Raw genomic sequence first — 16,684 nt, forward strand, 5'->3', positions numbered from 1 at the left:
AGCAAGGGTGACAAAGCAGCAGTGGCGCACTGTGGTGATCTCCGTGGCGGCCGTGGCCTTCAGCGCCACAGCAGGCCTGGAGCCTCCGCTGCGGAACCTGATCACATTCGCCAGGGCGGGGGCGAGTTTCAGCGCCAAGCAGCTCTGCAGCAGCGTGCTGATGGCTGGAATGGATCCAGAGCAGGTGCTCAACGAAGATCTGGCCGCCGGCCAGGGGATGATCCACACCCGGATCAAACCAAACGCTGGACGCGTTGAGGCCAGCGCCCTGTTCGGGCTGATTCGTGCTGAAGCGATTCAGAACGGTGAACGGGGCTGCACCTGGCGGATCAATGGGCATCCAAAACCCCGGCTGCCCAAGCCAAACCAGCCTGGCTCCGCGACGTCCCAGCCCATTGGCACCGCCTGGCCCCTGATCGCCACAGCCGCCGCAGAACCGCCGGAGATTGATGAGCAGGCACTGAAGGAGGCTCTCGATCGCGCCTTTGAAGAGAACGAGCCGCTCACACCCAAACGCACCCGCGCCGTTGTGGTGGTGCAGAACGGCTGGGTGATCGCCGAGCGCTACGCCCAAGGCATCCAGCCCGACATGCCACTGATTGGCTGGTCGATGAGCAAAAGCATCACCCATGCCCTGATCGGACGGGCCATCCAAGAAGGGCTTCTGGATCCAGGCAAGCCACCGAAGGTGCCCGAATGGAGTGATCCGCAGGATCCACGCCAAAGGATCAGCCTGGATCAGCTGCTGCGCATGAACAGCGGCCTGGCGTTCGAGGAATCGACGGGAACACTGAACTCGGACCTGGTACGGATGCTGACCCAGGAAGCCGACATGGCCAGGTTCGCCGCCAGCCAACCCCTCAGCAAAAAACCGGGAAAAAAGTGGAGCTATTCATCCGGAACCACCAACATCCTCAGCCGGATCCTGAGACACACCATCGATGACGATCAGCGCTACTGGGGCTTTCCCAAGCAGGCATTGTTCGGGCCTCTCGGGATGGCAACTGCCGTTCTCGAAAGCGACAACAGTGGAACCTTGGTGGGCTCATCCCTGGCGTGGGCCAGCGGCCGCGATTGGGCCCGGTTTGGCCAGTTGTACCTGGATCAGGGCCGCTGGAACGGTAAGCAACTTCTGCCCGCAGCCTGGGTTCGGCAGGCACAGACGGCGTCGCGGGGCTCCAAACAGGCCTATGGCGCGCACTGGTGGCTCAGCCGCCGCAAATCAAGGCCGGATCTGCCCAATGACAGCTATTCAGCAGAGGGCTATCAGGGACAATTTCTTCTGGTAGCTCCATCCCAGCGCGCGGTGATCGTGCGACTGGGACAGACACCCAAAAAGCCGGGATTTGATGCCAATGCTTTCGGGGCTGATGCTCTCTCAGCCCTTCGATAAGGCGAACGGCAGGGCTCAGTTCTTGTCGCCGCCCTTGGGAACGAACGCCTGGGATGCTGCAACGAGAAGTCCGGTGATCAGCAGGGCCGGAAGAATGACAGTCGGACCGCCTGGAGCTGTCTGGGAGGCGAACAACAGCATGGTCTGGCAAGAAAAACCACTGATCACCCTGGCAGAACCGGGGGCAAACAGCGACTCCTGCAAATGTTTGTCGCAGAGACCAAGGCTCAGCAGATCACGACGGGAAAGAGAAAAAGCTCGCCCTGCACGGCATCACAGGCTCGATTAGCAGCGGTGGACCTGGCACGAGGTTTCGCCACTGCCAAGGCTGCCGCCGGAAACGCCTTGCGGGGTCGGATCAAGGAATGCCGCATCCACTCGTCAGCGCGGAAGGTGGCGTAAGGAGAACTCGCAGCCATGGGTTTCGGACCAGTACATCTGTTTTAGTGCGCATGTACTACAGCGTCAACCCAGGCGCACTCCGCAAGAATCACGGAACCCACCGCCCATCCGCAGGTGACGCAACAGGACGACGCCATCGGCAGCCGCTTGAGCCGGATCGAAGCTCGGCTGGCCAGGATTGAAGAGCTTCTGCTCAACGCAGGAGGTGGTGAAGGTCAGAACCCATCAGCAACGCAGGAACAGTGCTACGAGGCATGGATCCACTATCTGAACAACACCCCTGAGGCCGTCGAAGCTCACCTCACCGCCCACGAGATGGCCGCCCTAAAAGCCTCCATCAACGCCCAAGTTCCAAGCGATTCGTAGAGTTATACACAGCTTTTCCACAGGGCCAAAACAACTGATCCTGGCGAGCAAAGTGGTTTTGGCCATCGGCGTGGAAAACAAGCCTCAGATGCTCAGCAGTCCCCGGCAGATCCAGCCGCTCGATGAGAAGAATGCTGTGCTGGCAATTGATTTCAAGCAATAAATGCATCAGTGATTTCGAAGACGCCTCAAGTAGCAACGAACCGCTCCTTGCTGTGACCGAAGCAAGCAATCCTCAGGAGAAGCTTCAGGGCACCGATCCGCCAGAGGAGTCGGTTGAAAAACTGTGGAAAAACAAAAGATTCTGTTGTGATGCCTGCAGACAGCCGGGGGACGTGCATTTCCGGGTGAGCACCGCCCGACTCGCGGACTGGATCCTGGTGTGCGAAACCTGCTGGCCAAACTTTCGCGAACAAGCTGGTTATCGCTATGGAGGTACCCGCAAGGCCAACCGCCGCAAGCGAAAACGGCGGTAGAAGGATGAAGGTTCAGATCAGTTCACATTGGTGACGGATCACCGTGCCGCGGCGCTCCCAGAATTCAGGCGCTGATTCATCAACAACGCGCCACCACCAACGGCCATCGGTGTAACTGGGAGCACCTGCATTGTTGGTGCGCGGAAGTTGCAAGTCAAGATCGCGCCAGTGCAGCAGAACGCCGTCCCCCGGCAGGGTTCCCTCCAACGTGTTCGGAATGCCCTCCGCCAGACCGGTGAGATCAACGGCTCCTCGCGTGATCTCAACACTGAGCCGATCCCCATCACAGAACCACTCCGCCCACGAGGGCTGGGGCGCCACCAACAACCAGCAGAGCAACAACAACGCCAGGCCCAGGCCCTTCGCGACAGAATTCAGCAATGCTGGTAACCCTCATCTACGACGGCGGGTGTCCATTCTGTCGGGAGTTCGCCCTCCGCAGTGAGCTCAAGGCAGGTGTACCCAACCTGCGCATTGTTGACGGACGCGCCGATCACAACCTGCGGCGCAAGCTCAATACCCTCGGACTGCCATTGCGCAATGGCGCCGTTCTGATCGAAGGAGAGCAGACGTGGCATGGCAGTGAAGCCATTGCAGAACTGAGCCGGCGCATGAAGCCCAGTGATCCGCTGCTGAGGCTGCTGGCCAGGGTGTTTGCTGACAACCAACGCTCAGCACTGGCGTATCCCGCTCTGTTGGCAGCCCGGCGTCTGGCCCTCGCCACCCGCGGCCTGAGCGTTGACCCGGATCAAATTCCATCACGCTGAGGCAATAAGCCAAAACACGGGTGGTCGCAACCGATACCCATGAACTACCGTCGAGTCACGCCTAAAGATTTTCTTAAGCATCGATCCTGATCCCTTTGTTCCTGACGCGCTGAGCCATCAGCAACTCAACGCCTTGCTGAAAGCGGCGATGGATCCATCCGCCGCTCCTGAAGGGCAACTCAGCGATGACGAACTGCTGCGCGCTGCACTGAGTGCATGGGCCGACCAAACCCAGGAACTGCTGCGTTGGATTGAAGGCCAGGGTGATGCCGTTAGCGACACGCGATCACCGAAGCAGGTGATGGCGCTGGGAAGTTTTCGCACCCATCTGGTGATGGGCCTCAAAGCCCTGCGCTATTCCGAGGGCTGAGCCCTCTGCTGCTCCCGACGGGCATCACAACATTCCTCGAGAACGGAAAGAAACTGTTCCGGCTCCGGTTGATCATCAAGATCGAAGCGGGTGGCCGTGGTCACTGTGAAGTTGATCCAGGTCTCCACTTCAGGGCCACCGGATGCCATCACCAGGTCGTAGCAGGCTTGAAAATCTGAATCCGGTGCAAGATCACGTGCCGCATTGATGACGTCGTACAGCTGATCCAAACCTTGCGTTTGAGCATCAGCAAAGACGGCACGAATGCGAGCCAACATCAGCAGACACGCTCAAGCTCAACAACAGAAAGCTCGGCTGTGACGTTGGAGGCTTCTTCAGCGAGCTCGAGGAGCTCTGCATTGAGCTCAAGCAGGATCAAGGCCAGGGAGGATGCAAATTCGATGCAGAACGACTCGTCTTTCACAGCACCACCGCGATGAATGAAGAGGGTCTAATCAACACAACAAGTTGACTGTGGATCCCGCAATCCTGCTTTACATGAACAACACAATATCAGAGAAATTCAGGCAATGTGTATCGAAAAATGAATTCAGCCGCAGACGACATCCTGCGCCGCTAGCTGATGCTGATGCAGCGAAGCTCAGGCCACCACAGGTTCAAGCATGGAGCTGACGCTGGGCCGAAATCCGATCTCACGCAACCGGGCGTTGCTGACACGGGCATTGAAGACACGGGCGCCGGGTCGATCATGGTTGTCCCAGATCACGGGAGGCAATCCGAAGTCATCACAGAGGGCATTGGAGAGCTGACGCCGGGTGAACTGGAGATCATCCACAAGGTTGTAAATGCCTTGGAGCCGCCGGCCGAAGGCGAAATCCACGCCGCGGATGATGTCGTGCAGATGAACCCAGGCGTTGATGTGATTGCCGTTCTTGCGAACCGACTGTCCAGCAGCGCTGCGGATGTACGACGGAATGTCCTTACCGGGACCGTAAATACCACCAAGCCGCAGCACACAGGCCTGGATTGAGGCGTCGTTCAAGGAAAGAACAGACGTCTCGGCGCTTGCCAGGAGAGCGTTGGCGTTGTTGGAACAATCAGGGGGCGTCAGCTCATTGCAGATCGCACCGGACTGATCGCCATAGACGCCTGCACTGCTCAGATACGCCACATGCAGCGGCTTGCGCCCCTGCCGTTGACGAATGGCATCCACCAGGGCCGGCACCGCCTGGCCATAAACCGTCTCGTATTGATCCTCTTCAAAGGTGGCGGTGGTGGGGGCCATCGCAATCAGAACGCCATCGAGCCGATCCAGGAAGCTGGTGTCTGCCATCGGGTCGCCCGCGCTGTAAAGACGGGGGTGGTCAACCAGATCACAGAGTTCAGCCAGACGTCCGGGGCTGGTGGTGGTGCCGACAACTTCATGGCCCTGGCGCCTGAGATGGGTTGCAACAGCAGAACCGACATACCCACAACCAACAATCCCGAAATAGCCCGGCATACCTGGTCAAACACCCTTTACAGAATTTAACGAACGAACATCGGGCATGCCGTGACAATGGAGACATGCTTTCGATGCTCCTCAACCTCCTCTGGGTTGTTCTCGGCGGACTGCCCATGGCTCTGGCCTGGTGGCTGGCCGCGTTGATCTGCGCGATCAGCATCGTTGGCCTGCCATGGGCACGGTCGTGCTGGGTGGTCGGTTGTTTCTCGCTCTGGCCCTTCGGCTCCGAGGCCATGAACCGGCGTCAGCTCAGGGGACGCGGTGACCTGGGAACGGGCCCCCTGGGTGCACTCGGCAATGTGATCTGGTTTCTTGTGGCCGGCTGGTGGTTGGCCCTTGGTCACCTCAGCAGCGCCCTGGCGTGTTTTGTCACGATCATCGGCGTTCCCTTCGGCATTCAGCACATCAAGCTGGCGTTGATTGCCCTGGCCCCCGTCGGCATGACGGTGGTGAAATCTCGCAACTGATCTCAGCAGAGCTGATCAGAACAGCACCTGATCAGAACAGCCACTGAATCAGCCAGACCATCGCCAAACCAAGCACGCCGGCCAACAGCAATCCGCCCAACAAGAAAGTGATCGCCGCAGCCAGCCCGATCCTGGCCATGGTGCCTGGATAGAGAACAAACAGGGTCAGCCCCAGGGCCACAGGCCACAACGGAGGAATCAACAGGCAGACTCCGGTGAGGATGATCAGCTTGCGATCACGCTGTTGCTTGGCCTCCACCAGAAGGGCTTCGGCATCCGCTTCACGATCAAGCGCAGCCTGCTCATCGTCACTGAGCCAACGGCCACGAGCCTTGGCACGATCGAGCTCGTCCTCGAGCCGTTCAGCGGGGGTGCCCTTGCTCATCGGCTCACCATAAGAAGCAAGGGATCAACCCAAAAAAAAGACCGACCATCACAATCGATCTGATATAGGTAATTTTATCTAGGTATTTACCCGCCGCAATAATTTCATTGCCCAAAAAAGAAAATCGGCATAGCGTCGCTCTGTGAATTGAGAAAGACGTGCTGAATACAAACCTGGAGCCACCAAATGCTGGCCAAGCTTGCGTCACTGAATCACAAGTAAATGCCTATTTTGAATGCCTGACCCTCTGCAATCTTGATGATGGCAGTTGTTACGAGCAATGCATTCTCGTGCATCTGAAAAACGAGGTTGATGCATGAAAAGCCTGAGCCATCAAACACAAATGGGCTTGGCATCCATTGCCTCAACCGCCGCTGTTGCTCTTCTCGTGATCGGTTTTATGGGCATGGCCCAGCACATGGCCCAGCACATCAGCACCAGCCCGCTCTGAAGCAGCTGCTCACTTCTGACGTTTGAAGGTGTAGCAACCACCGTGGTAGCCCGTGAAGGGTTGGGCGTAGGTCACCAATTCCCAACCCTGCTCTCCTAATTCATTCATCAAGCCCACCAGGGTGATGTCACGCTGCGGATGGCTTCTGGAGATCAGCTGGCGATCATCCAGCCAGAGCTCCTCGATTTCCCCGGTCCACGACTTCCCCCGGGGCACGAAGCGCAACTGGGTGTACTCCCAACGCATCACCAAGCATCAGCTGAACGACGCACCATCTTCACCGCAGACGGCACCAACCGGGGGCGACAATTCAAGAACTCGCTGTTCTGTGATGCGTCGCCTGCTCGCCCAGCTCGTTCTGCTCATCGGCCTGCTCACGCTCACACCGGGCTGGTGCGGAGCCCTGGAGGTGACCATGCAACGCATTGATGCCAACGGCATTGGCGAATCGATCGGCAGCGTCACAGCGCAAGACACCGACCAGGGCCTGGTGATTTATCCCGATCTGGCCGGGCTGAGCCCTGGGGAACACGGCTTCCATCTCCACAGCACGGGAAGCTGTGACGTGGGCGAAACCGCCGAGGGCACTCCTGTTGCCGGCTTGGCCGCCGGAGGTCACTGGGACCCTGACGAAACGGGTCAACATCTCGGCCCCTTCGGAAACGGTCACCGGGGCGATCTCAGCAGGCTGGTGGTGGATGACGACGGCAAGACCAATACCAGCGTGGTGGCGCCACGGCTCAGCACAGCTGACCTGAAGGGGAAAGCCCTGATTGTTCACGCAGGCGGCGACACCTACAGGGACGAGCCCCCCCTGGGTGGAGGTGGAGCACGGGTTGCCTGTGGTGTAGTGCTGGACGAGCGCTGACTCAGCCGTTCACCAGGCGGGCATGTAGGCGACAGACCCTGATGGCCTGAGCGGGTGGCTCCTGACAGAGGGCACCGAGTTCCCTGTTCAGCTGCTGGAACAGGGACAGATCCGCTCCGGGAATTGAGGGAAACACCAGGAACAAGCCTGAGGTGATCAAACCGATCACAACATCGCTCCAACTCTTAAGAAAAGCCTAAGCCCGCGTCGATTCGGGGTCGTGTTCATCCCTGCAGACCACGGCCATCAGCGCCTCGATGTGCAACATCAGACCAATGCGCCAGGCAGCGTCTTCGTCACAGGCCTCGATGGTCTCCACCACGATCGAGCCCCTGCGCTCAATGATCAGGTCATAGGCGGGTGGCATCGGAGCGTTGCAGTGCCTCCCCATTCAGCAGGCAAAGCGCGTCTGGCACATCCCCCAGTTGAGGGAGTTCAACGGCAGGTGAACATGATCAAACGCTTGAGCTCTCACAACGTTGTTCAAATCACCCCTGGTCCGGCGCGTCGGGATCTACCTCGTGCTCAGCACCGCAGCTGTCACCGTCGTCAATCAGCTCGAGATTGAGCAACAGAGTGCCTATCAGATCTACATCCCGATGTTCATTGGGATCTACATCGTTTCGCGTTGGCTCGACAGTCGGTTCAACAAGGCCTCTTCACAGCAGGCCTCTCAACAGCCACAGCCCAACGCAACGCACGACAAAACCTCACCATCCACAACCGACCGCGGTTTTGGACAGTGAGGTGAAGCGAAGCTGTTGTGAAGCTCAGCGGCGGGGTTCGGCCTTGCGGACGGAGATGGCGCGACCCATCCACTCAACGTTCTGCAAGTCGTCGATTGCCGACTGCTCGTCGGCTTCGTTGCTGAGGTCAACAAAAGCGAAACCACGCTTGCGGCCCGTCTCCCGGTCGAGGGGCAAGGAGCACTTGCTTACTTCGCCGTACTGACCGAACAGATGAATGAGATCCTCCCGCTCAGCGTCCCAGGAGAGATTTCCGATAAAGATCGTCAAAAAAAAGAATTGATCAAGACTTCTTACCTTCGCACACAGCGGCCAGATGCCGAGGCTTCAGAAGGGATGGCTCGTCGATGGGATCAAGGGCTACCAAACAATTCCGTTCAAACCTGAATTCGATAGAAAGCCTTTGCTTCGAGCCCAATGAAGCCGCAACGGAACCAGGCTTGATTCAGTTGAGGCATGGAAATGGGTGGACTCAGCGGTACCAAATCGGACGATTTCATCAACGCAGCCAAAGCCCGCGGCGAAGCTGCCCTGCAAGACAAACAACCCAAATTGACCAAGCTGGAAAAAGCATTCCGGCATGCGGCAATCCGGCGGCGGGCTGAAGATGCCCGCAAAAAGGGACACCACGCCTAATTCAAAGCCCTGCCTTTCCAGGTCCAACCGCGTCCCGTGCGGGTGCGCCAGATCGATACGGGGCCAATCGCACCCACCAGCAACCCACCGGCTCCCATCAGCCACCAGTAGCTGAGGGGCACATCAAAGTTGCTGCGCGTCCACAGCCGCAGCAGCAGCTGTTGAAGGATGGCCAAGCTCGCCAGGGCCAACACCCACCACCAAGCCGAAGCCAGCAGGGGTTGGAGCCAGAGCAGCAGCAGCGACGCCGGCAGCAACAGCCAGGGCACGCTAAACATCAACACCACCACCAAGGCGGCGCCGAGGGCTTTGACGGGATCCCTGTCCAATCCGAGATACCAGTTCTTGGTCCAGCCCTCCCAGAGCGCCGCGAGGTCGCTGTACATCCGCAGATCGACCGCATCAAGCCCCAGGAGATAACACAGCCGATGGCCTCCTCCCTTGATGGCGCGGGCGAGGGCCAGATCTTCCACCACCTCGCCAGCCAGGGCTCGGTGACCACCGATCTGGGCATAGGTGGAGGCCTTGAACAACATGAACGGCCCCGCTGCAAACGCCACCGGCGATGCCGGGTCGTTGGTTTCGAGGATGGGAAAGCCGAGGCCCAGCAGGCTGGCCATGATCGGCTGCACCATCCATTCCGCCAGGCATCCGCAACTCAACCGTGGCGCCAGGCTCAGCAGATCGGCCTGCTCATCAAGGGCCTGAGCCAGGGATCGTTTCAGGGCATCGGGCTTGAGCCGAACATCGGCATCGATGAACAACAGCCACTCGCTGGAGACCTGGTCAACGGCCCTGCTGCAGGCCCAGTTCTTGCCCACCCAGCGTTCGTTGTCGGGCCTGGGGCCGGCCTGAATCAGCCGGAAGTGGGGCGCTGCTGAGCCAGCCCGGAGGGCGTTGTCCACCGTTGCATCGCTGGACTCGTCATCCACCACCAGCACCGACCAGTCCCGACAAGGGGGCTGATTGGCCAGAACGCTGGCGACACAGGCCTCGATGTTGTGGGCCTCGTTGAAGGCCGGGATCACCACAGTCAGCGACGTATCCGCAGCAACAACGTCCTGGCCCGGTTTCAAGCGCGGTGCCACGGAAAACACCCGTTGCAGCCCCAACTGAAGGATCAGCAATCCCGCTGCAGCTGAACCAGCCGCAGCAAGAAACAGCAGGGGCTCAAGCAGGGCAAGCGTCAAGGCCAAACAACGGCATGCAGTGCAGCAGTCTTAACTGAATTCAGCAGTCATTCCGCAGACGCCTCAGGCGGTGCTGGCACGGGGCTACAGCTGAATTAAGACCCAGCGCAACCATGACTCTCCACGTCGCCAATGAGATGGATGAAGTCGAAGTGGCCGTCTGGTGGGACCTGTCGCGCATCGTTCGGCACTTCGAACGCCAGGGGCTGGAGCGCCGGGCGGTGAAAGCTGCCGTGATGAATGCAGCGCTGCGCCTGATGAAGGACGAAGGGGAGGAACCCTCAACGTTGTGATTGCTGCGTAAAAACCATTTCCTCCGGTGAACTCACCCGTCCAAGAGCAGCATTGCGGTGGGGATAGCGGCCAAAGCGCTGCAGCTGGAGGAGATGGCGGCGGGCCACATCGGCGGTGGCAGCGTCCACGAAGTGCTCGAGCAAAGGGATGGCCCGGGCCACCACGCTGATGTCTTCGCTGTGCAAAAGAGGCATCAGCCAGAACTGCCGCCGCGCTCGTTGCGATTCCGCTGCGATCCATCCCCGCTCCAGCGCTGCCAGGCTCAGCTTCAGAGTCTGGGGATCTCCGGCAAAAGCCTTGGCCTCACCACGCCAGATCTGACGGGTGAACTGATCCAGCAGCAGCACCAGGGCCAGACCGCTGCTGGGCTCACAGCTCCAGTGGTCCAGCTCTCCGGCGAGGGCACGCTCAACGGCCTCGCCGAATCGCTCTCGCACCAGGGCATCGAAGCTTTCGCGGCGACGAAACCACTGCCAGGGACGGCACTGCTGGAACCAGAACTCCAGAACGTCGTCGGCGCTCAAGACGAACAGCTGTAGTGGGACACCCCACCGGCACTGAAGAACTCCCGCGGTTTCAAGCGGTCGTAGCGGGCCGCCAATTCAGCGGAAGGGGTGTTGTAGGGGGTGCTGAAAAGCTGCTGCAGTTCAGCCATCAAGGAGGTGACCCTTCCGGCGGCCTGCTGGTAGGCCGGAGCGATCAACCATTCGCGCCAGGTGATGGCCGGATTGACCCGCCGCATGCCAGCGGAGATTACCAACGGATCAACACCACTGGGCCACTGGGAACGCCAGCGCAGCAACCAGTCGTTCCATTGGGATTCGAGGGCTGCCGAAAGGGGCAGATAGAAACAGTCCCGCAGCGGATCAATCTGCTCGGGCAGATCCGACAAGCGGCGGAAGACCATCGAGTAATCGGCACTGGACTCCACCAGGAGCTTCAACAGCTCTTGCACCAGGGCATCGTCGGCCCTGGGCAAACCGAGTTTGCTGCTCCACATCCGTTGCATGGCCTCCTGCATGGCAGCGGGGAACTCCTCCAGCAACTGATCCAGTTGGGCCTGAACCTCCGCCTGGCCCTCCATCAGCGTGCGCAGAGATTTCCAGAACATGCGGTAGTTGGCCTCCGCGGCCACCGGCTGGTTGAAGAAGCAGAAGTGGGCGCCGCCCCCGGTCCAGGGCTGAAAGCGCGGATCGAACAGCTCACAGAAGCCAAACGGGCCGTAGTCGAGGGTGAAGCCACCGGCGGCGCAGTTGTCGCTGTTGAAGTTGCCCTGGCAATAGCCCACACGGATCCAGTTGGCCACGAGGGTCGTGAGGCGATCACGGAACAAGCGCGCCAACAGCACAACCTGGTCGCTGAAGGGCAGGCCAGGGTCGATCTCCTGGCGGTAATTGCGTTCGATCAGGTGCACCACGATCTGGTGCAATTCCTGATGCGCCCGAGGGTGAGCCTCACTGCGGGCACGGCGGGCGAACAACTCCAGCTGACCCACCCGCAGAAATGAGGGCGCCACCCGGGTGCTGATGGCGGCAGGGTTGTCGACCATCACGTCCGGGTCCATCGAGCGTGAGTTCTCGGAATACCAGGGGCGACGCACCGTCTCGGCATGGGAGACGTAGAGCGTCAACGAACGGGAGGTGGGCACACCGAGGGCATGCATGAACTCCTGCGCCAGAAATTCACGGACGCTGGAGCGGAGCACAGCGCGACCATCGGCACCGCGGCAGTAGGGGGTCGGACCACCACCTTTGAGCTGCATCTCCCAGCGGCGCCCTTCAAACACCCCCTCAAACACCGACATGGCTCGGCCATCGCCGTAGCCGTTGCCATTTCCAAAGGGGCACTGCTGGGTGTATTCGGTGCCGTAGATCGAGAGGGCGTAGCCGGTGGCCCAGCCCCAGGGCCGCATCGGACCGGTGGCCACACCGAGATCGCCGGAAAACATGCGGCGGAACTGATCGTCCTGGGCGAGGTCATCGCTGAGACCCAGCTCGCTGAACAAGCTGCGGCTGTGCGCCAGGTATTGGGGCTCGGGGATCGGGGTGGGCGTCACCGGCACGTAATGGCCGGAGAGCACCTGGCGGGGACGGTGGTCCTCCCCATCCGCCGTGGACTCCGGATCAGGCGTGAGCGCTTCCAGAAGGGAGTAGTCGGCCCGTTCGGCGAACTCAGCAAACGTGGCGGTGCTCATCGGACCCTGAGGCTGAACCCATCATCGCCAGAGCTGCGGCCGGGTGTTTTGACCGATGGCCAAGGCCGAGCCGAGGCCTTACACCGAGGGAAGCATCCAAGGGGAACCGTGGGCAAAGCCAGGAAACTTCGCTCCAACAACCGGCAGGAGGAGCTGATCACCAGCCTGATCGGCCTCACCGCCATTTTTGTGGCCACGGCCATCTGGTGGAGCGTGGCTCCCCAGTGGCTCACCAGCAGCTGGCAGACCTTTCAGTAATCAGGCATGGACGCTTCAGCCCGCAGCCTGCACCAGGGCTCCAGCAGGGTGGGGCGGCCGCAATGGGGGCAATCCTGCCCCCGCTTCTGCACCTGCACGAAGGGGATCCAACGGGAGTTGGCCTGCCCTTCATAGCCGCAGTGCTTGCAGTGAATTCGGTATTCAGCCATGGCTCAGAGCGCGGGCTTTTCCTGACGTTGCACGGCCTCATGGGCCTGGCGCAGGCCATGCACCATGAAGCAATAGGCCGGATTGCACACCAGGTACTTGCCCTCGCCGATGGCGTCGATGGTGGACCCACGCGAGGTGGCAAAAATGCGGCTTTTGAACTCCATCTCATCCCCTTGGCTGACCTCACTCTTGTGGGGACATGGATGAGCGGCAACCCGTGTAAACGCGCATTGTGCGCAGGGCTGACTCAGTCGACGGGTTCGCAGTGATCTCCATCGCACTGCAGCCCGCATTGGGGCTGCTTGGCGCCGTACTGCCAGGGACGACGCATGGCCCAGTACTCATCCACCAAGCCGAGCAGGTAGGTGCCGATGCGCCGGAGCAGAGAAGCCTGTTTCATGCCTTCAAGCTGGCAACGGCGCCGCAAGCCTGCAACCGAACGCGACCAAATCAAGGTGGCGAAACACAGCCGAGGTGGGTTAGGCCCGATGCAGTGCTGCTGAGCTTGAGCACCGGCCCATGACCACCACGCAACATTCGAACCAGCTGCTGGAAGAGCTGGTTGCCGAAGAAATCGGCTTCCAGATCGATCAGATCGCTGAAGACCTGCAGCGAGAAGGCTGGCCGATCGCCATGGTGAAGCGGTTCATGCATGTGGCCGTGGAGCGCCTGCCGGAATGATGCGAGAGGCCGACTAGGTGCAACGACTCATCTGCATAGAGCTGTTGCGCTTTTAACAACAGGGATCGCGACCATTCGTTGACAGTTGAGCAACGCTTGCGCCATTCCCAATGAATGTCGTCACTGCTTTTGCAGCTGTTGGCCTCACCGCGGTGTCGTGGGACGACACCCTCAGCCGGGCTGGGGCCAGGGCATTCCGGCATGCCCTCGATTACCGCGAGCCCTACTGCCGGATGAGTGAGAACGAAGTGGTGCTGCTGATGGATGCGGTGCTGGCCATGCGCCTGGAGAAGGGCACCAAGGCGCTGATGCTGGAGGCCGCCAAGGCGCTCACGGCCGATCAAGCGCTCACGGCCTACGCCATGGCCTCAGAACTGATGCGCTCGGATGGGCCCTATTCCGCCGAGGAGCGGCGGCGGCTCGATCTGCTGGCCTTGATGCTCTCGATCTCGCAGCTGGAGGCTGAGCGCATCGATTCGGTTTTTGAGTTGCTGCACGCCCCCCTGGAGCCAGCCCTTCTCGTCAACGGCACGCCTTAAGCCGCACGCTTGTCATCACCGAACCAGATACCACGGCGGCTGTCGGGCAGACGGACCACGGCGCGCTCATAGCGCTGGCGGCAGCTGCGGGCACGGAGATGTTCTTCGGCCTCCTGCAGCAACTGTTGCAGCCTGACGTCGTCCATGGCGTTGCTGTGATGCCCACCCATTCAGGCCACGACCTGAGCAGCGTCAATAGGCCACGTTCAACTCGTCTGATCCGTAGCGGAGCAGGAAATCTGCTTCGGATTGATCGGAGAGCAAGAGACAGGTGTGGTCGTTGGCACCGGTTCGGTAGCAGTAGACGTCGAGCTCTTCGGGGTTGCGGTTGGAGTGGACCACCTCCCCCGTCCGAAGCACGTAGCGCGTTGCCATCACCTTCCACCCACGGGTTCCTTCGAGATAGCGCTGATCCAACCCGATCAATCCTTTCTGTGCTGAGCTGCTTACAACAGCTCAATCGTTGTCAACGCGGATAAAAAAGCGACTCTCCACATCCATCTCGCCTTGATCGTCGGTCTCCAGATCGCCCTCCACCAACTCCACAGCGAAGTCCATGTCGTCCAGTTCATGCACAACGCTCTGACCTTGCACCAGGTTGTGAACGAGCAGGAGTCGTTTCATGGGTGGAGGAGACGCCATTCCACCGGTTGATAGCAACAGCTTGAAAGCAACAGGTGCTCAACTCGCCGCTTGATGTTCAGCGAAAGCCGAAACCTTCTCGGATCGGCTGCTTGGCGGAATACTCCCGCGAGAGCGCATCAAGCATGAGGGCGATGTAGCGGTCATCCATGCCGATGTCCTGCTTCAGCTGACGCATCAAGCTGTTGATGCTCTTGAACGCGTCTGGAATCTGATGGTCCAGATGCTCCTTTGTGGGTTGATAGGGCATCGGAGTCAAAAAAAAATCCCCGTGGAACCTAAGGGAACCACGGGGAGAATGGTGTTGCAGCCGAACCGGCGATCAATCCTCTTCTTCGGAGCCGCCAACGGGAACCAGGCGGATCTGCTTGCGTCCAAGCTTGATCTCATATTCATCACCGGGCTGCAGTTCCAGCAGAGCGGTGTAGGCCTTTCCGATCAAAAGATTGCCGTTGCCCTGAACCACAGCTTTGTAGGACAGCTTGCGGCCACCCTTGCCCACACCGGATCCACCCGTGGAGAATGACAGGCCCTTGGCTTCAAGCAGAGCCTCATAGAACGCGGTGAATTTCACCTGTTCAGAACCGTCTTTTTTGGTGACGACGTATCCACAGCCTCTCGCCAGGTCTGTCTTGGCGCAATCGCCAAGTTCCTTAACGCGGTTGAGCAAATCAGCTCCGGTAAGCATGGGTCTGTGAAGTGGTGACTTCTCTATTAGAGCCCATGTTTTGCAAATTTCAAGGGAAACAAGAGCTGAATTCTGGTGATTTGCTGTGAACTCAAAGATTCAGCATGTGTGGATGGTTTGAGACAGCCATCAGCAGCAAACAGTTGCCTCCAGAAATGAGTCGCATGAGTTCGAATTGTTGGTGCGCACGAGCCGACAGCACATCGCACATTTCCAAGCGGATCCAGGCTCTGGAAGCACGGGCTCGGTCTCAATCAGGACCGATCACTCCTAGCCGGCTCAGCCAACTGCCCCCTCCAGCCACCGCCGCGCTCCGGCCCGCTGATCAGTTTCGTTGTGGTTGTTACTGGATCGGCATCCAATGGCATCAATCGCGCAGCAATGTGCTGGTTCGGGCTGTCGAAGCCGGATCACGATCGATAGGTTGCCCCGCAGAAACAGATTTCGTTGTGAGCGTCAGTTCGGTTCAACCCGCCCAAGCCATCACGACCCCCACCGTTCATGGCGCTTGGCAGCTGTTGAGCTACGACGTTGAACAGCAGTCCAATGGCGAGAGCTTCGCGCCGATGGGCGAGCACCCCACGGGCTATGTGATCTTCACGCCGGAGGGTCGTCTCTCCTTCATGCTCTCAGCAGAGGGACGTCAACCGGGGACCAACGCGGAGGAGCGATCGAGCCTGCTGAGCAGCATGATCGCCTACACCGGCACCTACCGGCTCGAGGGTGACCGTTGGATCACCCAGGTGGATGTGGCCTGGAATCCGGAATGGGTGGGCACGGAGCAGACCCGCTTTTTTGCGATCGAGGGCGACGTGCTCACGGTGCACACCCCCTGGCGGGTGATGCCCAACTGGCCCGAGAAAGGGCTCACCCGCAGCATTGTTCGTTTTCAGCGCTGCCGCTGAATTCAGGTCTCGCCCTTCTGGCCACCGCAGGCATGGCGGGGTTGGTAACCCTGCTGCTCGGCCAGGTAGCGCAGATAAACGATCTGATGCCGGTCCGGCATGCCCACGGCGGCGATCAGACCCAACGGCCCAAAGAGAAAACCCGCAACAGCCCAGCGGTTGCTGTTGCGTGCCTTCTGGGCGGCAACGGTTTTTGACAGGCCGGCGCTGACCAGATGAGCGACCAGCACCACGACCAGAGACTTGAGTTCCACAAAGAATGCGCTGCACACCCCTTGGGATAGCCAGCGCCTGCAGCACTGTCAGACCTAGAACGGCAGCTCACACCGA

General features: G+C 59.9%; 35 protein-coding genes. 14 read left to right on the top strand and 21 right to left on the bottom strand.

The window, feature by feature from the left end:
• The first annotated feature begins 7 nt into the window (after positions 1–7).
• The 3 genes from SynA1544_RS07750 to SynA1544_RS14710 all read left to right on the top strand — a co-directional run bounded on the left by SynA1544_RS07750 (position 8) and on the right by SynA1544_RS14710 (position 2,637).
• Positions 8–1,393: a serine hydrolase gene (locus SynA1544_RS07750; RefSeq protein ID WP_255477505.1), complete on the top strand. Its 1,386-nt coding sequence runs from the start codon at positions 8–10 to the stop codon at positions 1,391–1,393.
• Positions 1,394–1,909: 516 nt separating this feature from the next.
• Positions 1,910–2,161 (top strand): hypothetical protein, encoded by a 252-nt coding sequence (locus SynA1544_RS07755; RefSeq protein ID WP_186512811.1) that lies wholly within the window; start codon positions 1,910–1,912, stop codon positions 2,159–2,161.
• 122 nt (positions 2,162–2,283) lie between these two features.
• Positions 2,284–2,637, top strand: coding sequence for a hypothetical protein (locus tag SynA1544_RS14710; protein ID WP_255477506.1), 354 nt, complete (start codon positions 2,284–2,286; stop codon positions 2,635–2,637).
• Positions 2,638–2,649: 12 nt separating this feature from the next.
• On the opposite strand, the gene SynA1544_RS07765 is transcribed toward SynA1544_RS14710, so the two are convergent.
• Complete coding sequence (locus tag SynA1544_RS07765; protein WP_186512812.1) at positions 2,650–3,018, bottom strand: hypothetical protein; 369 nt, start codon at positions 3,016–3,018, stop codon at positions 2,650–2,652.
• On the opposite strand from SynA1544_RS07765, the gene SynA1544_RS07770 reads away from it, so the two are divergent.
• Positions 3,018–3,404 (top strand): DCC1-like thiol-disulfide oxidoreductase family protein, encoded by a 387-nt coding sequence (locus SynA1544_RS07770; protein ID WP_186512813.1) that lies wholly within the window; start codon positions 3,018–3,020, stop codon positions 3,402–3,404. The genes SynA1544_RS07765 and SynA1544_RS07770 overlap by 1 nt on opposite strands.
• A 148-nt stretch (positions 3,405–3,552) precedes the next feature.
• A complete protein-coding gene (locus tag SynA1544_RS07775) occupies positions 3,553–3,774 on the top strand; it encodes a hypothetical protein (RefSeq protein WP_255477508.1) in 222 nt (73 codons plus the stop codon).
• On the opposite strand, the gene SynA1544_RS07780 is transcribed toward SynA1544_RS07775, so the two are convergent.
• The 3 genes from SynA1544_RS07780 to SynA1544_RS07790 form a co-directional block, all read right to left on the bottom strand.
• A complete protein-coding gene (locus tag SynA1544_RS07780; RefSeq protein WP_186512816.1) occupies positions 3,759–4,052 on the bottom strand; it encodes a hypothetical protein in 294 nt (97 codons plus the stop codon). The two genes, SynA1544_RS07775 and SynA1544_RS07780, sit on opposite strands and share 16 nt — an antisense overlap.
• A complete protein-coding gene (locus SynA1544_RS07785; RefSeq protein WP_186512818.1) occupies positions 4,052–4,198 on the bottom strand; it encodes a hypothetical protein in 147 nt (48 codons plus the stop codon). The genes SynA1544_RS07780 and SynA1544_RS07785 overlap by 1 nt, the downstream gene beginning before the upstream one ends.
• A 177-nt stretch (positions 4,199–4,375) precedes the next feature.
• Complete coding sequence (locus tag SynA1544_RS07790) at positions 4,376–5,236, bottom strand: SDR family oxidoreductase (protein ID WP_186512820.1); 861 nt, start codon at positions 5,234–5,236, stop codon at positions 4,376–4,378.
• Between the two features lie 65 nt (positions 5,237–5,301).
• On the opposite strand from SynA1544_RS07790, the gene SynA1544_RS07795 reads away from it, so the two are divergent.
• The gene (locus tag SynA1544_RS07795) at positions 5,302–5,706 is read left to right on the top strand and encodes a YccF domain-containing protein (RefSeq protein WP_186512822.1); all 405 of its coding nucleotides are present in this window, start codon (positions 5,302–5,304) and stop codon (positions 5,704–5,706) included.
• A gap of 31 nt (positions 5,707–5,737) precedes the next feature.
• Here the strand turns inward: SynA1544_RS07795 and SynA1544_RS07800 are convergent, their stop codons facing one another.
• Positions 5,738–6,091 carry a hypothetical protein gene (locus SynA1544_RS07800; RefSeq protein WP_186512824.1) on the bottom strand — a complete coding sequence of 118 codons (354 nt, stop codon included), beginning with the start codon at positions 6,089–6,091 and terminating at the stop codon, positions 5,738–5,740.
• Between the two features lie 460 nt (positions 6,092–6,551).
• A complete protein-coding gene (locus tag SynA1544_RS07805; RefSeq protein WP_186515504.1) occupies positions 6,552–6,788 on the bottom strand; it encodes a hypothetical protein in 237 nt (78 codons plus the stop codon).
• Positions 6,789–6,873: 85 nt separating this feature from the next.
• On the opposite strand from SynA1544_RS07805, the gene sodC reads away from it, so the two are divergent.
• Positions 6,874–7,410: a superoxide dismutase family protein gene (sodC, locus tag SynA1544_RS07810; RefSeq protein ID WP_186512826.1), complete on the top strand. Its 537-nt coding sequence runs from the start codon at positions 6,874–6,876 to the stop codon at positions 7,408–7,410.
• A gap of 1 nt (position 7,411) precedes the next feature.
• On the opposite strand, the gene SynA1544_RS07815 is transcribed toward sodC, so the two are convergent.
• Together SynA1544_RS07815 and SynA1544_RS07820 are read right to left on the bottom strand one after the other, a co-directional pair.
• Entirely contained in the window at positions 7,412–7,579 is a 168-nt protein-coding gene (locus SynA1544_RS07815) for a hypothetical protein (RefSeq protein ID WP_186512828.1), read from the bottom strand.
• A gap of 27 nt (positions 7,580–7,606) precedes the next feature.
• A complete protein-coding gene (locus tag SynA1544_RS07820; protein ID WP_186512830.1) occupies positions 7,607–7,777 on the bottom strand; it encodes a hypothetical protein in 171 nt (56 codons plus the stop codon).
• A 112-nt stretch (positions 7,778–7,889) separates the two neighbouring features.
• Here SynA1544_RS07820 and SynA1544_RS07825 point away from each other — a divergent pair, with 112 nt between their 5' ends.
• Positions 7,890–8,156 carry a hypothetical protein gene (locus SynA1544_RS07825; RefSeq protein WP_186512831.1) on the top strand — a complete coding sequence of 89 codons (267 nt, stop codon included), beginning with the start codon at positions 7,890–7,892 and terminating at the stop codon, positions 8,154–8,156.
• A 24-nt stretch (positions 8,157–8,180) separates the two neighbouring features.
• On the opposite strand, the gene SynA1544_RS07830 is transcribed toward SynA1544_RS07825, so the two are convergent.
• On the bottom strand, positions 8,181–8,426 hold the full coding sequence (locus SynA1544_RS07830) for an RNA-binding protein (protein ID WP_115161927.1): 246 nt from the start codon (positions 8,424–8,426) through the stop codon (positions 8,181–8,183).
• 192 nt (positions 8,427–8,618) lie between these two features.
• On the opposite strand from SynA1544_RS07830, the gene SynA1544_RS07835 reads away from it, so the two are divergent.
• The gene (locus SynA1544_RS07835) at positions 8,619–8,792 is read left to right on the top strand and encodes a hypothetical protein (RefSeq protein WP_011364474.1); all 174 of its coding nucleotides are present in this window, start codon (positions 8,619–8,621) and stop codon (positions 8,790–8,792) included.
• Here SynA1544_RS07835 and SynA1544_RS07840 read toward each other — a convergent pair.
• Positions 8,789–9,982, bottom strand: a complete 1,194-nt coding sequence (locus SynA1544_RS07840; RefSeq protein WP_186512833.1) for a glycosyltransferase family 2 protein — start codon at positions 9,980–9,982, stop codon at positions 8,789–8,791. The genes SynA1544_RS07835 and SynA1544_RS07840 overlap by 4 nt on opposite strands.
• A gap of 113 nt (positions 9,983–10,095) precedes the next feature.
• Between SynA1544_RS07840 and SynA1544_RS07845 the strand changes: the two genes are divergently transcribed.
• Entirely contained in the window at positions 10,096–10,275 is a 180-nt protein-coding gene (locus SynA1544_RS07845; RefSeq protein WP_006850301.1) for a hypothetical protein, read from the top strand.
• Here the strand turns inward: SynA1544_RS07845 and SynA1544_RS07850 are convergent.
• Positions 10,264–10,800, bottom strand: coding sequence for a DUF924 family protein (locus tag SynA1544_RS07850; RefSeq protein WP_186512835.1), 537 nt, complete (start codon positions 10,798–10,800; stop codon positions 10,264–10,266). The genes SynA1544_RS07845 and SynA1544_RS07850 overlap by 12 nt on opposite strands.
• On the bottom strand, positions 10,797–12,470 hold the full coding sequence (locus SynA1544_RS07855; protein WP_186512837.1) for a protein adenylyltransferase SelO family protein: 1,674 nt from the start codon (positions 12,468–12,470) through the stop codon (positions 10,797–10,799). The genes SynA1544_RS07850 and SynA1544_RS07855 overlap by 4 nt, the downstream gene beginning before the upstream one ends.
• 108 nt (positions 12,471–12,578) lie before the next feature.
• Between SynA1544_RS07855 and SynA1544_RS07860 the strand changes: the two genes are divergently transcribed.
• Entirely contained in the window at positions 12,579–12,728 is a 150-nt protein-coding gene (locus SynA1544_RS07860; RefSeq protein ID WP_186510401.1) for a hypothetical protein, read from the top strand.
• Here SynA1544_RS07860 and SynA1544_RS07865 read toward each other — a convergent pair.
• The 3 genes from SynA1544_RS07865 to SynA1544_RS07875 form a co-directional block, all read right to left on the bottom strand.
• Complete coding sequence (locus tag SynA1544_RS07865) at positions 12,722–12,898, bottom strand: hypothetical protein (protein ID WP_170951021.1); 177 nt, start codon at positions 12,896–12,898, stop codon at positions 12,722–12,724. The two genes, SynA1544_RS07860 and SynA1544_RS07865, sit on opposite strands and share 7 nt — an antisense overlap.
• 3 nt (positions 12,899–12,901) lie before the next feature.
• Positions 12,902–13,063 (bottom strand): hypothetical protein, encoded by a 162-nt coding sequence (locus SynA1544_RS07870; protein WP_186512839.1) that lies wholly within the window; start codon positions 13,061–13,063, stop codon positions 12,902–12,904.
• A gap of 83 nt (positions 13,064–13,146) precedes the next feature.
• Entirely contained in the window at positions 13,147–13,299 is a 153-nt protein-coding gene (locus tag SynA1544_RS07875) for a hypothetical protein (protein WP_244272254.1), read from the bottom strand.
• A 119-nt stretch (positions 13,300–13,418) separates the two neighbouring features.
• Between SynA1544_RS07875 and SynA1544_RS07880 the strand changes: the two genes are divergently transcribed.
• Together SynA1544_RS07880 and SynA1544_RS07885 are read left to right on the top strand one after the other, a co-directional pair.
• Positions 13,419–13,580: a hypothetical protein gene (locus SynA1544_RS07880; protein ID WP_170950620.1), complete on the top strand. Its 162-nt coding sequence runs from the start codon at positions 13,419–13,421 to the stop codon at positions 13,578–13,580.
• Positions 13,581–13,690: 110 nt separating this feature from the next.
• Positions 13,691–14,119 carry a tellurite resistance TerB family protein gene (locus SynA1544_RS07885; protein ID WP_186512841.1) on the top strand — a complete coding sequence of 143 codons (429 nt, stop codon included), beginning with the start codon at positions 13,691–13,693 and terminating at the stop codon, positions 14,117–14,119.
• Here the strand turns inward: SynA1544_RS07885 and SynA1544_RS07890 are convergent.
• The 5 genes from SynA1544_RS07890 to SynA1544_RS07910 all read right to left on the bottom strand — a co-directional run bounded on the left by SynA1544_RS07890 (position 14,116) and on the right by SynA1544_RS07910 (position 15,449).
• Complete coding sequence (locus tag SynA1544_RS07890) at positions 14,116–14,289, bottom strand: hypothetical protein (RefSeq protein WP_186512843.1); 174 nt, start codon at positions 14,287–14,289, stop codon at positions 14,116–14,118. The genes SynA1544_RS07885 and SynA1544_RS07890 overlap by 4 nt on opposite strands.
• 22 nt (positions 14,290–14,311) lie before the next feature.
• The gene (locus tag SynA1544_RS07895; protein WP_186512846.1) at positions 14,312–14,536 is read right to left on the bottom strand and encodes a hypothetical protein; all 225 of its coding nucleotides are present in this window, start codon (positions 14,534–14,536) and stop codon (positions 14,312–14,314) included.
• Between the two features lie 39 nt (positions 14,537–14,575).
• Entirely contained in the window at positions 14,576–14,743 is a 168-nt protein-coding gene (locus SynA1544_RS07900) for a hypothetical protein (RefSeq protein ID WP_186512848.1), read from the bottom strand.
• 76 nt (positions 14,744–14,819) lie between these two features.
• Positions 14,820–15,011, bottom strand: coding sequence for a hypothetical protein (locus SynA1544_RS07905; RefSeq protein ID WP_115132746.1), 192 nt, complete (start codon positions 15,009–15,011; stop codon positions 14,820–14,822).
• Positions 15,012–15,083: 72 nt separating this feature from the next.
• On the bottom strand, positions 15,084–15,449 hold the full coding sequence (locus tag SynA1544_RS07910) for an AbrB family transcriptional regulator (RefSeq protein ID WP_186512850.1): 366 nt from the start codon (positions 15,447–15,449) through the stop codon (positions 15,084–15,086).
• A gap of 449 nt (positions 15,450–15,898) precedes the next feature.
• Here SynA1544_RS07910 and SynA1544_RS07915 point away from each other — a divergent pair, with 449 nt between their 5' ends.
• Positions 15,899–16,354, top strand: coding sequence for a lipocalin-like domain-containing protein (locus SynA1544_RS07915; RefSeq protein ID WP_186512852.1), 456 nt, complete (start codon positions 15,899–15,901; stop codon positions 16,352–16,354).
• A 2-nt stretch (positions 16,355–16,356) separates the two neighbouring features.
• On the opposite strand, the gene SynA1544_RS07920 is transcribed toward SynA1544_RS07915, so the two are convergent.
• On the bottom strand, positions 16,357–16,626 hold the full coding sequence (locus SynA1544_RS07920; protein ID WP_186512854.1) for a hypothetical protein: 270 nt from the start codon (positions 16,624–16,626) through the stop codon (positions 16,357–16,359).
• Positions 16,627–16,684: the final 58 nt, after the last annotated feature.

Source organism: Synechococcus sp. A15-44, assembly GCF_014280115.1.
In the GTDB taxonomy this organism is placed as follows: Bacteria; Cyanobacteriota; Cyanobacteriia; order PCC-6307; family Cyanobiaceae; genus Parasynechococcus.

Coding starts and splice junctions, on each gene's coding strand:
- SynA1544_RS07775 (WP_255477508.1), top strand. CDS start 3,553: ATGGATCCATCCGCCGCTCCTGAAGGGCAACTCAGCGATGACGAACTG.
- SynA1544_RS07780 (WP_186512816.1), bottom strand. CDS start 4,052: ATGTTGGCTCGCATTCGTGCCGTCTTTGCTGATGCTCAAACGCAAGGT.
- SynA1544_RS07905 (WP_115132746.1), bottom strand. CDS start 15,011: ATGCCCTATCAACCCACAAAGGAGCATCTGGACCATCAGATTCCAGAC.
- SynA1544_RS07790 (WP_186512820.1), bottom strand. CDS start 5,236: ATGCCGGGCTATTTCGGGATTGTTGGTTGTGGGTATGTCGGTTCTGCT.
- SynA1544_RS07875 (WP_244272254.1), bottom strand. CDS start 13,299: ATGAAACAGGCTTCTCTGCTCCGGCGCATCGGCACCTACCTGCTCGGC.
- SynA1544_RS07865 (WP_170951021.1), bottom strand. CDS start 12,898: ATGGCTGAATACCGAATTCACTGCAAGCACTGCGGCTATGAAGGGCAG.
- SynA1544_RS07770 (WP_186512813.1), top strand. CDS start 3,018: ATGCTGGTAACCCTCATCTACGACGGCGGGTGTCCATTCTGTCGGGAG.
- SynA1544_RS07820 (WP_186512830.1), bottom strand. CDS start 7,777: ATGCCACCCGCCTATGACCTGATCATTGAGCGCAGGGGCTCGATCGTG.
- sodC (WP_186512826.1), top strand. CDS start 6,874: ATGCGTCGCCTGCTCGCCCAGCTCGTTCTGCTCATCGGCCTGCTCACG.
- SynA1544_RS07870 (WP_186512839.1), bottom strand. CDS start 13,063: ATGGAGTTCAAAAGCCGCATTTTTGCCACCTCGCGTGGGTCCACCATC.
- SynA1544_RS07910 (WP_186512850.1), bottom strand. CDS start 15,449: ATGCTTACCGGAGCTGATTTGCTCAACCGCGTTAAGGAACTTGGCGAT.
- SynA1544_RS07835 (WP_011364474.1), top strand. CDS start 8,619: ATGGGTGGACTCAGCGGTACCAAATCGGACGATTTCATCAACGCAGCC.
- SynA1544_RS07890 (WP_186512843.1), bottom strand. CDS start 14,289: ATGGGTGGGCATCACAGCAACGCCATGGACGACGTCAGGCTGCAACAG.
- SynA1544_RS07845 (WP_006850301.1), top strand. CDS start 10,096: ATGACTCTCCACGTCGCCAATGAGATGGATGAAGTCGAAGTGGCCGTC.
- SynA1544_RS07805 (WP_186515504.1), bottom strand. CDS start 6,788: ATGCGTTGGGAGTACACCCAGTTGCGCTTCGTGCCCCGGGGGAAGTCG.
- SynA1544_RS07795 (WP_186512822.1), top strand. CDS start 5,302: ATGCTTTCGATGCTCCTCAACCTCCTCTGGGTTGTTCTCGGCGGACTG.
- SynA1544_RS07880 (WP_170950620.1), top strand. CDS start 13,419: ATGACCACCACGCAACATTCGAACCAGCTGCTGGAAGAGCTGGTTGCC.
- SynA1544_RS07900 (WP_186512848.1), bottom strand. CDS start 14,743: ATGAAACGACTCCTGCTCGTTCACAACCTGGTGCAAGGTCAGAGCGTT.
- SynA1544_RS07800 (WP_186512824.1), bottom strand. CDS start 6,091: ATGAGCAAGGGCACCCCCGCTGAACGGCTCGAGGACGAGCTCGATCGT.
- SynA1544_RS07885 (WP_186512841.1), top strand. CDS start 13,691: ATGAATGTCGTCACTGCTTTTGCAGCTGTTGGCCTCACCGCGGTGTCG.
- SynA1544_RS07855 (WP_186512837.1), bottom strand. CDS start 12,470: ATGAGCACCGCCACGTTTGCTGAGTTCGCCGAACGGGCCGACTACTCC.
- SynA1544_RS14710 (WP_255477506.1), top strand. CDS start 2,284: ATGAGAAGAATGCTGTGCTGGCAATTGATTTCAAGCAATAAATGCATC.